Here is a 9,565-nt window from a genome sequence, read left to right as displayed (position 1 = left end):
CGCATCACCAAGGCACCGAAACAAAAAAATAATCGGGCAGTGAACAGATGCAGACAGGCTTTCACGCCCCTGACGGGGGCTTCGATTTCATTGGCATGCGCAAGCGCGAGGATGCGCTCGAGATCGTCTATGACGACGGTGTTTCGCGCCGGCTGGTCTGGCGTGTGCGTGGCAAGACCTCCGAATCGCAGCTCGAGGAGGCGCTCGCCCGCGCCTCGCGGCAGCTGAAGGTGCTGCCCGCGCTTTATGCCGAACTGCGCCGCCGCTCGATCGCGATCGAGGCCGTGCTGCACTGATCCCGACCGGTGCCGCCGCCGATCAAGCCGCGCGTTTCGCGCGGCCTTTTGGCGTTTCGGCTGTGCCGAAAGACGGCTGGACAGAAAAAAAGCCGGGTGCAAGCACCCGGCTCAGGAAGAGGGCCGACAGGGGACTGCGCGGCACCCGAACTCAGGTTCTCCAGAACGGGCGCTGCGCTTCTGCCTGCGCCGCTTCCCAGGAGATGCCGATGTCACGCAGCAGATGCGCATCGAGATGCGCAAGGGCCAGACGGGTGCGGCGGGTCTCGATCCGGTGCGTGACAAGGCGCAGCAGAGCCACGGCCTTGAGCGGCAGGAGAGACGAGCGGCGCAGCGTGAGCGACGACATGGAGATACCCTTTTCTGTATTGATACAATCATGTGATCTCTGGTAATGGACCCTATAATAAAGGTTACAATCCGTGCCAGAGAAACATTGTGACAGATACAAGTTGGAAGCCTGACCTCTCCCTGAACGCCGGTCCGAAATATCTTTCGCTGGTGCGCGCCTTGCGTGAAGGGGTGCGCCGCGGCGATCTGGCGCCGGGGGCGCGGCTGCCGACGGTGCGCGACCTGGCCTGGCGGCTGAGCGTGACTCCGGGCACGGTGGCGCGCGCCTATCAGATCGCCACGCAGGAGGGGCTGCTCGAGGCGGCGGTGGGCCGCGGCACGTTTGTATCGACACAATCACGCCGCCTTGGCCCGACCGAACCGCTCTACCGCCAGCCGCTCACCGATTGCGACGATGACGATGGCGTCGTCGATCTGCGCTCGCCGCAGCTGCCCGATGTCGGCCAGACCGAGGCGCTGAAGGCGGCGATGAGCGAGGCCGCCGAGAACCTTGGCCGGCAATATCTGGAATATCCCGGGCTGAGGCGCGATCTCTTTTGCCGCGAGGCGGTGATCGAATGGTTCTCGGGCTATACCTTCGAGCCGATGATCTCGGCCGACGATCTGGTGCTGAGCCACGGCGGGCAGAACGGCATCAACATCGTGATGCAATGCTGCCTGCGTGGCGACCGTCCGGTGGTGCTGTGCGAAGAATTCGCCTATCCGGGCTTTCGCCATGCCGCGCGGCTGAACCGCGCCGAGGTGGTGCCGGTCGCGCTCGACGACGAGGGGATGGTGCCGGCCGCGCTCGATGCCGCCTGCAGGCGGTACGGCGGGCAGGTGGTCTGCGTCACCCCCGACGCGCAGAACCCGACGACGGTGCGCATGGGCGCCGAGCGCCGCCTCGCCATCGCCGAGGTCGCCCGCCGCCATGATCTGCAGATCATCGAGGACGACTGCTACACCGCGCCGGTCTCGGGCCTCGACAGCCTGCGCGCGATCGCGCCCGAACGCACCTGGCATGTCACCTCGCTGTCGAAGACGATCTCGGCAGGGATGCGCTTTGGCATCGTCGTTGCCCCCGATGGCATGGGCGAGGCGGGGCGGCTGACCGCGCAGCACAGCTTTTTCGGCCTGCCGCGGCCGGTGACCGACATCATCACCCGGCTGTTCCGTTCGGGGGATGCGATGCGGCTGCGTCGGGCGGCGCAGGAGGTGATGTCGCGCCGGCTCGAGATCCTGGTCGACCGCTTTGCCGGGCAGGAAATCGGCTGGCAGCCCGGGCTGAGCTTCATCTGGCTGCGGCTGCCGCTCGGCTGGCGCGCCTCGACCTTCGCGCGGGTCGCCGAGGCCGAGGGGGTGCTGCTGCGCTCGGCCGACGAATACATCCTGCAGGACGGCGCGGCGCCGAATGCGGTGCGCATCGCGCTCGCCGGCGGCGTGCCCGAGGAGCGTTTCCTGCGTGCCACCGGCCGCCTTGCGCGGATTTTGGAGAATCCGCCCGGCGACCTGCCGATCTGAGCCCGGGCCGGAACCGCGCTCCGCCGCTGCGTGCCGCCCCGGCGCAGGGGGCGGAAACACGCTGAAAAATCAGGCATCTGCCGAAGAGCTCTGCAGCTGCCGCGAAAAACCCGGAAAGCTTCCCCTTTCCTCTGCCGGTGCCTTGTGCTTTCGTGAGCCCGAAAGCGCCGCACAGACGGTGCGCTTGGGAGACGGTGGAATATGGCAGCATCCCCTCTGAAGCGATGGGCCCGGTCAGAGGCCGTGAGCGGCTACATGATGATCAGCCCGACGCTGATCTATGCAATCCTGCTTCTGGCGGCGCCGCTCGTCACGCTCGTCGCCTATTCCTTCTTCACCGACGGCTATCTGGTGGTGATCCCGGACCTCACCACGGCGAACTATGCCGAGGCCTGGAGCGACCCGATCTTCCGCTCGATCCTGCTGCGCTCGGTCATCGTCTCGGCGCTGGTGACGCTGGTCACCGTGGTGCTCGCCTTCCCGATCGCTTATTTCATCTCGTTCCACGTGCCGGCCTCGAAGAAGTCGCGCTGGCTGTTCCTGATCACCATCCCGTTCTGGACCTCCTATCTGATCCGGGTGTTCCAGTGGAAGGTGATCCTGAACTACAACGGCGTCATCAACTCGATCCTGACCGGGCTCGGCATCACCGATCACCCGCTGCAGATGCTGAACTCGATCGGCGCGATCTCGATCACGCTCGCCCATGCCTATGCGCCCTTCGCGATCCTGCCGATCTTCGTCAGCCTCGAGAAGATCGACCGCTCGCTGCTCGAGGCGGGGCTCGATCTGGGGGAAAACCGGCTGATGACCTTCTGGCGGGTGACGCTGCCGCTCGCCATGCCCGGCGTGATCGGCGCGGTGATGATCGTCTTCATCCCGACGATCGGCGATTACGTCACGCCCGAACTGATCGGCGGCGGGAAACTCCCGATGGTGGCGAACGTGATCTATCAGCAGCTTCTGAAGATCGACAACAAGCCGCTCGGCTCGGCGATGGCGATCTCGGCGATGCTGGCGGTGGCGGCGGTGGCGCTCGTCTTCCTGTTCCTCAACCGGCGCTTCCTGCGGGGGTCGAAATGAAGTTCTCCTCGCTCAAGGGCTATGCCTTCCTCTATCTGATCTTCCTCTATGCGCCGATCGTTCTGCTGCCGGTCTTCGCCTTCAACTCGGGGACGATCATCGCCTTTCCGCTGAAGGGCTTCACGCTCGACTGGTTCCGCGATCTCTTCGCCAACGAGACGCTGGGCCTTGCGCTGAAGAACTCACTGATCATCGCGGTCTCGACCTCGATCCTGTCGACCACGCTCGGCGTCTTTGCCGCGCGGGCGAGCACCCGGTTCAAGTTTCCCGGCAAGACCGGGGTGATGGGGCTGATCATGCTGCCGCTCGTGCTGCCCGAGATCATCATCGCCTCCTCGCTTCTCGTCGTGCTGCTCGCCGTCGGCATGCCGCTCTCGCTCTTCACCGTGATCCTCGGCCATACGCTGATGGCCACGCCCTATGCGATCGCGGTGCTGAACGCGGCCTTCTCCTCGCTCGACCGCTCGTTCGAGGAGGCGGCCTATGACCTTGGCGAGACGAAATGGTCGACCTTCCGCCTCATCATCCTGCCGCTCGTCACGCCGGGCATCATCTCCTCGGCGCTGATGTCCTTCACCATCTCGCTCGACGAGTTCATCGTGGCCTTCTCGCTTGCCGGCAAGGAGACGACGCTGCCGATCTACATCTTCTCGCAGCTGCGCTTCCCGAAGCAGATCCCGATGATCATGGCGCTCGGCACCTGCCTCGTCGTCGCCTCGATCGTGCTTCTGACCATCGCCGAATATTTCCGCCGCCGCGGCCTCGCGAAGACCGGCGCCAAAGATACCGGAGGTTTCCTGTGAGCCAGCTCAACGCCGCGGCCCGCGCACCGCTCGACAGCCGCGCGAAGATGATCGAGTTCCACGAGGTGCACAAATACTACGGTGATTACCACGCGCTGCGCGGGATCACCGCGACGATCCGCGAGGGTGAGTTCTTCTCGCTGCTCGGCCCCTCGGGCTGCGGCAAGACCACGCTTCTGCGCACCATCGCGGGCTTCGAGGACATCTCCTCGGGCGCGGTGCTGATCGACGGCAAGGACATGTCCGATGTCGCCCCGAACAAGCGCCCGACCAACATGGTGTTCCAGTCCTACGCGATCTTCCCGCATCTCACCGTGGGCGAGAACGTCGGTTTCGGCCTGCGCCGCGATCCGCGCTCGAAGGCCGAGAAGGCGAAGGCGGTGGAAGAGGCGCTCGAGATGGTCGGGCTCAAGGGCTATGGCGCGCGCGCGGCCCATGCGCTTTCGGGCGGCCAGCGGCAGCGCGTGGCGCTCGCCCGCGCGCTGATCCTGAAACCGAAGGTGCTGCTTCTCGACGAGCCGCTCTCGGCGCTCGACAAGAAGATCCGCGAGCAGATGCAGGTCGAGCTGATCAAGCTGCAGCGCGAGGTCGGCATCACCTTCGTCCTCGTCACCCATGACCAGGAAGAAGCCCTCGTGATGTCGGACCGGATCGCGGTGATGTTCGAGGGCGAGATCGCCCAGCTCGCCGACCCCGAAACCCTCTACCGCCGACCGAATTCGCGTCGTGTGGCCGATTTCATCGGGGTGATGAACTTCCTGCCGGCGCAGATCCTCGGCGAGGCGGCAGGCCACGTGCAACTTGACGTCGGCGGCCTTGGCCGTTTCGAGGTGACCGGGGAACAGGCCTCGGCCCGGGCCTCGGGCAGCGAACCGGTGGTGGGCTTCCGGCCGGAGACGCTGACCATCCTTTACGAGGGCCAGCAGGCGCATGACCGCGAGGCATCGGCGACAATCGACGAGGTCGTCTATTACGGCGACATGACCTATTACGACGTCAAGCTCGACGGCGTCGCGGCGCCGGTGCGGATCTCGATGCGCAATGTCTTCGGCCGCCCGGTGCTCGATGTCGGCACCCGCACCCGCGTCGCCTGGTCGCCGGGCGCGCTCGTGCTCTTCCGCTGAGAAACAGGAAAAGGGGGGCGCTGCCCCCCTCTTTGGCTGCGCCAAATTCACCCCCCGGGATATTTGCGGCAATTGGAAGGGGGAACGCCCCGGGCTTCCAATCGCCCGAAATATCCCGGGGGGTGAATTTCATTCGGCACGAATGAAAGAGGGGGGCAGCGCCCCCCTGTTTCTTATTCTGCTGCGCGGGAGGCGCGCTTGCGCTCGTTCGGGTCGAGCAGGCGCTTGCGCAGCCGCACGATCTTCGGCGTCACCTCGACCAGCTCGTCGTCGTTGATATAGGCGATCGCCTCTTCGAGCGACATCCGCACCGGCGGCGTCAGGCGCACTGCCTCGTCCGTGCCGGAGGCGCGCATGTTGGTCAGCTTCTTCGAGCGCATCGGGTTCACCTCGAGATCGTTCTCGCGCGAATGTTCGCCGATGATCATCCCGACATAGACCTGTTCCTGCGCGCCGATGAAGAGCTTGCCGCGATCCTCGAGCCCCCACAGGCCGAAGGCCACCGAGATCCCCGATTCCATCGAGATCAGCACGCCCTGACGACGGCCGGTGATCGTGCCCTTGTAGGGCGCCCAGCTGTGGAAGATGCGGTTCAGCACGCCGTTGCCGCGGGTGTCGGTCATGAACTCGCCCTGATAGCCGATCAGGCCGCGCGAGGGCACATGGGCGACGATGCGGGTCTTGCCGTGGCCGGCCGGGCGCATCTCGACGAGGTCGCCCTTGCGGTTGCCGGTCAGCTTCTCGATCACCACGCCCGAGTATTCGTCGTCGACGTCGACGATCACTTCCTCGATCGGCTCCAGACGCTCGCCGTTCTCTTCGCGGAAGATCACCCGCGGACGCGAGATCGAGAGCTCGAAGCCTTCGCGGCGCATGTTCTCGATCAGCACGCCCATCTGCAACTCGCCACGGCCCGAGACCACGAAGGCCTCGCCGCCGGGGGTGTCCTCGACCTTGATCGCGACGTTGACCTCGGCTTCCTTCATCAGCCGGTCGCGGATCACGCGCGACTGCACCTTGGTGCCGTCCTTGCCGGCGAGCGGGCTGTCGTTGATGCCGAAGGTGACCGAGATCGTCGGCGGGTCGATCGGCTGCGAGGGCAGCGCGGTGTCGACGTCGAGCGCGCAGAGCGTGTCGGCGACGGTCGCCTTCGCCATGCCGGCGACGGTGACGATATCGCCCGCGACGGCCTCGTCGATCGGCTGCTGGCTCAGGCCGCGGAAGGCGAGGATCTTGGTGCAGCGGAACTGCTCGAGCCGGTCGCCCTCGCGCGAGAGCGCCTTGAGCGCGTCGCCGACCTTGAGCTTGCCGGCCTCGACGCGGCCGGTCAGCAGGCGGCCGAGGAAGGGGTCGGCCGAGAGCGTGGTGGCGAGCATCTGGAAGGACTCGTCCTGCCGCGCGATCTGCTTCGGCGGCTCGACGTGTTTCACGATCAGGTCGAACAGCGCCGAGAGATCCTTGCGCGGGCCGTCGAGCTCGGCATCCGCCCAGCCACCGATGCCCGAGGCATAGACATGCGGGAAGTCGAGCTGCGCGTCGCTGGCGCCGAGGTTGGCGAAGAGATCGAAGACCTCGTTCAGCGCGCGGTCGGGTTCGGCCGCCGGCTTGTCGACCTTGTTCAGCACCACGATCGGCTTCAGGCCGAGCGCGAGCGCCTTCGAGGTGACGAATTTCGTCTGCGGCATCGGGCCTTCGGCCGCGTCGACCAGCAGGCAGACGCCATCCACCATGCTCAGGATGCGCTCGACCTCGCCGCCGAAGTCGGCGTGGCCGGGGGTGTCGACGATGTTGATGCGCGTGCCTTTCCATTCGACCGAGGTACACTTGGCCAGAATGGTGATGCCGCGTTCGCGTTCGATGTCGTTGCTGTCCATCGCCCGTTCGGCAACCGCCTGGTTCTCGCGGAAGGCCCCCGATTGCTGCAGGAGCTTGTCAACGAGGGTCGTCTTGCCGTGGTCGACGTGTGCAATGATCGCAATGTTGCGAATGTCCATGAGTTCAGCCTTGTCAGAATTTGGCCCGGCCTTACGGCAAAAGCCGGGGCGATGCCAGCACCTAGTGCGTAGCGGCCGATGAAAACAGGTTGATGACGACGATTCCGGCGAGGATCAGGCCGATGCCGAGAATTGCGGCAAGGTCGAGCTTCTGTCCGAAGAGCAGCCAGCCCGAGCCGGCGATCAGCACCATGCCGATGCCCGACCACAGCGCATAGGTGACGCCGAGCGGCAGATCGCGCAGCACCAGCGAGAAGAACCAGAAGGCGCCGGCGAAGCCCGCCACGACGCCCAGCGTCGGCCAGAGCCGGGTGAACTGGTTCGAGGCCTGAAGACAGCTCGAGCCGAAGGTCTCGAAGGCGACGGCGATCAGCAGGAAGAGATAGGTTTTCAAGCGCGGCCCCGGCTGGTGTCAGGTGACGATATACCAGTCGCGCCGATGGTTGAAGGCGATCACCACGTTCAGCACCACCGCGCCCAGAAGCGACCAGGCGACCTGGTGCCAGGGCATGATGGTCAGCGCCGCGGCGAACAGGATCAGATCGTGGATGGTCTGGGTCCAGCCCGCCTTGAAGCCGAACTTGTCCTGCAAGATCACCGCGACGATCGACACCCCGCCAAGCGAACCCGAGTGCCGGAACAGGCCGAGCAGCCCGACCCCGGTCGAGACGCCGAAGAGCACGGCCGCCGCCGCCGGGTTGATCGCCGAGATCTGCAGCAGCGGCTTCAGCGCCTCGGCCATCAGCGACACGAAGGTCACGGTCATCAGGCTCTTGATGCAGAACACCGTGCCGCGCGCGTAATAGGCAAAGCCGTAGAACGGGATGTTGATGACGAAGAAGATCGCGCCGAAGCTCCAGTGCGTGACATAGCTCAGGATCAGCGCAAGCCCTGCGGTGCCGCCCGTCACCAGCCCCGCCGCGCGCAGCAGGTGCAGGCCAAGCGCCGCCTGCGCCGAGGCGATCACGAGGCCCTGCAGGTCTTCGAAGAGGGTGTAGTGCTTTTCGGGGTGAAGGTCAGAATCCATGACCTAATTATCGCGCTGCGCCGCAGCGACGTCCATTCATCCTTGCGCATGGCTGGCATGCGGGATGCGCATGTCAGTGCGCGATATAGCGGTCGCGGCGGTGGTTGATGAGGATGATGATGTTCAGCACCATCGCACCGAGGGCCGACCACAGCACCTTGTCGAAGGGCAGCACGAAGGCGGCAAACAGGAACACGCCGCAATCGAACAGGACCTGGGTCTTGCCCGCCTTGAAGCCGGTCTTGTCCTGCAGATAGAGCGCCACGATGCCGACGCCGCCAAGGCTCGCGCCATGGCGAAAGAGCATCAGGAGACCCGCGCCCGAGATCACCCCCGCCAGCACCGCCGCCGCCGCGATGTTCAGCCGGCTGAAGTCGAGCAGATGCGGCGCGAGCGTGGTGAAGCCCGACATCAGCGCGATCGCGGCAAAGGTCTTGAGCGTGAACGTCGCCCCCATGCGGCGGAAGGCGAGCCAGTAGAAGGGCAGGTTCAGGCAGAAGAACAGCGTGCCGAAGCCGATCCCGGTGACATAGCTCAGCACCAGCGCCAGCCCGGCGATCTGCCCGGTGAACAGACCCGTCGCATGCAGGAAGCTGACCGAAAGTGCGGTCAGCATCGTGCCGGAGACGAGCCCCTGCGCGTCTTCGAGGGCGGTGTGGCGGTCGGGGGCGGGCGAGGTGAGCAGCATCATGGCTGCGGTTCTCTCACGGGTTGCCCGATGCGGCAAGAGGGCGCGGCTGTGGCCGATGTGCAACGCCTGTGGCGCCCGCACCGCGATGCGCGGCCTTTTTTCTTGGCGCGACTCACTGTCGCGGGGCAGGGTGCCGCCATCCGGCAATTTCAGACAGGAGGGCGGACCATGTTCAATTACGCATACGCACTCCTGACCGGCGGGCAGACCGCCACTCATGGCACCTCGGCACGAGCCTATTACCGACAGGCCTGACCTTTCTGCCCCGGGCGCTCCGGCGCCTGTTCTGAAACCTCCGACCGGATACCCCTGACAGCCCTGTGGCCGCTTTCGGCCCCGTCGCGTTCCGTCGTGTCCGGTCTTCCTGTCCACACCCCAAGGAGGCCGGTGGCGCGTGCCGCCCCGGAACACAAAATGACCAGGACCGATCCTGTTTCCACCCTCAGCCTGTCGTTGCTCGATGCGATCGTCGCCCGTCACGGACTGCGGCGCGTCACGCTTGCCCTGCTGGCCGCGGCGCTGCGCGGCGATGGCACGCGGCGCACGAAAGCTCGGCTCGACATGCTCGACGATCACCTGCGGCGCGACGTCGGTCTGCCGCCGCGGGGGGCCTCGCCGCCGATGCCGGACTGGGTGAGACACATGTGGTGAGGTGAAAAGGGCCGGCGCAAGCGCCGGCCCTTCCCTCCCTGCGCG

11 protein-coding genes are annotated in these 9,565 nt (G+C 65.7%); 6 read left to right on the top strand and 5 right to left on the bottom strand.

What is annotated here, in order from left to right:
- Positions 1-47: 47 nt before the first annotated feature.
- Positions 48-296: a hypothetical protein gene (locus tag EOW66_RS15475; protein ID WP_113898728.1), complete on the top strand. Its 249-nt coding sequence runs from the start codon at positions 48-50 to the stop codon at positions 294-296.
- A 151-nt stretch (positions 297-447) separates the two neighbouring features.
- On the opposite strand, the gene EOW66_RS15470 is transcribed toward EOW66_RS15475, so the two are convergent.
- A complete protein-coding gene (locus EOW66_RS15470) occupies positions 448-645 on the bottom strand; it encodes a DUF1127 domain-containing protein (RefSeq protein WP_128157196.1) in 198 nt (65 codons plus the stop codon).
- Between the two features lie 89 nt (positions 646-734).
- On the opposite strand from EOW66_RS15470, the gene EOW66_RS15465 reads away from it, so the two are divergent.
- The 4 genes from EOW66_RS15465 to EOW66_RS15450 all read left to right on the top strand — a co-directional run bounded on the left by EOW66_RS15465 (position 735) and on the right by EOW66_RS15450 (position 5,157).
- Positions 735-2,147: an aminotransferase-like domain-containing protein gene (locus tag EOW66_RS15465; protein WP_128157195.1), complete on the top strand. Its 1,413-nt coding sequence runs from the start codon at positions 735-737 to the stop codon at positions 2,145-2,147.
- Between the two features lie 201 nt (positions 2,148-2,348).
- Positions 2,349-3,230: an ABC transporter permease gene (locus EOW66_RS15460; RefSeq protein WP_128157194.1), complete on the top strand. Its 882-nt coding sequence runs from the start codon at positions 2,349-2,351 to the stop codon at positions 3,228-3,230.
- Complete coding sequence (locus tag EOW66_RS15455; protein WP_128157193.1) at positions 3,227-4,033, top strand: ABC transporter permease; 807 nt, start codon at positions 3,227-3,229, stop codon at positions 4,031-4,033. Before EOW66_RS15460 ends, EOW66_RS15455 begins: the two co-directional genes overlap by 4 nt.
- A 47-nt stretch (positions 4,034-4,080) precedes the next feature.
- A complete protein-coding gene (locus EOW66_RS15450; protein ID WP_128157247.1) occupies positions 4,081-5,157 on the top strand; it encodes an ABC transporter ATP-binding protein in 1,077 nt (358 codons plus the stop codon).
- 173 nt (positions 5,158-5,330) lie between these two features.
- Here the strand turns inward: EOW66_RS15450 and typA are convergent, their stop codons facing one another.
- The 4 genes from typA to EOW66_RS15430 form a co-directional block, all read right to left on the bottom strand.
- Positions 5,331-7,151: a translational GTPase TypA gene (typA, locus tag EOW66_RS15445; protein WP_128157192.1), complete on the bottom strand. Its 1,821-nt coding sequence runs from the start codon at positions 7,149-7,151 to the stop codon at positions 5,331-5,333.
- A gap of 61 nt (positions 7,152-7,212) precedes the next feature.
- The gene (locus tag EOW66_RS15440; RefSeq protein WP_128157191.1) at positions 7,213-7,545 is read right to left on the bottom strand and encodes a DMT family transporter; all 333 of its coding nucleotides are present in this window, start codon (positions 7,543-7,545) and stop codon (positions 7,213-7,215) included.
- Between the two features lie 18 nt (positions 7,546-7,563).
- On the bottom strand, positions 7,564-8,178 hold the full coding sequence (locus EOW66_RS15435; RefSeq protein WP_113898721.1) for a YitT family protein: 615 nt from the start codon (positions 8,176-8,178) through the stop codon (positions 7,564-7,566).
- 73 nt (positions 8,179-8,251) lie between these two features.
- Positions 8,252-8,869 (bottom strand): YitT family protein, encoded by a 618-nt coding sequence (locus EOW66_RS15430; protein ID WP_128157190.1) that lies wholly within the window; start codon positions 8,867-8,869, stop codon positions 8,252-8,254.
- A gap of 414 nt (positions 8,870-9,283) precedes the next feature.
- Here EOW66_RS15430 and EOW66_RS15425 point away from each other — a divergent pair, with 414 nt between their 5' ends.
- Positions 9,284-9,520: a hypothetical protein gene (locus tag EOW66_RS15425; protein WP_128157189.1), complete on the top strand. Its 237-nt coding sequence runs from the start codon at positions 9,284-9,286 to the stop codon at positions 9,518-9,520.
- Positions 9,521-9,565: the final 45 nt, after the last annotated feature.

This window comes from Paenirhodobacter huangdaonensis (genome assembly GCF_004022465.1).
In the GTDB taxonomy this organism is placed as follows: Bacteria; Pseudomonadota; Alphaproteobacteria; order Rhodobacterales; family Rhodobacteraceae; genus Rhodobacter; species Rhodobacter huangdaonensis.
This window is presented reverse-complemented; position numbering and strand designations above follow the sequence as displayed.

Excerpts from the sequence above, each read along its gene's own strand:
- EOW66_RS15460 (WP_128157194.1), top strand. The coding sequence starts at position 2,349 with ATGGCAGCATCCCCTCTGAAGCGATGGGCCCGGTCAGAGGCCGTGAGC.
- typA (WP_128157192.1), bottom strand. The coding sequence starts at position 7,151 with ATGGACATTCGCAACATTGCGATCATTGCACACGTCGACCACGGCAAG.
- EOW66_RS15470 (WP_128157196.1), bottom strand. The coding sequence starts at position 645 with ATGTCGTCGCTCACGCTGCGCCGCTCGTCTCTCCTGCCGCTCAAGGCC.
- EOW66_RS15455 (WP_128157193.1), top strand. The coding sequence starts at position 3,227 with ATGAAGTTCTCCTCGCTCAAGGGCTATGCCTTCCTCTATCTGATCTTC.
- EOW66_RS15475 (WP_113898728.1), top strand. The coding sequence starts at position 48 with ATGCAGACAGGCTTTCACGCCCCTGACGGGGGCTTCGATTTCATTGGC.
- EOW66_RS15450 (WP_128157247.1), top strand. The coding sequence starts at position 4,081 with ATGATCGAGTTCCACGAGGTGCACAAATACTACGGTGATTACCACGCG.
- EOW66_RS15430 (WP_128157190.1), bottom strand. The coding sequence starts at position 8,869 with ATGATGCTGCTCACCTCGCCCGCCCCCGACCGCCACACCGCCCTCGAA.
- EOW66_RS15435 (WP_113898721.1), bottom strand. The coding sequence starts at position 8,178 with ATGGATTCTGACCTTCACCCCGAAAAGCACTACACCCTCTTCGAAGAC.
- EOW66_RS15425 (WP_128157189.1), top strand. The coding sequence starts at position 9,284 with ATGACCAGGACCGATCCTGTTTCCACCCTCAGCCTGTCGTTGCTCGAT.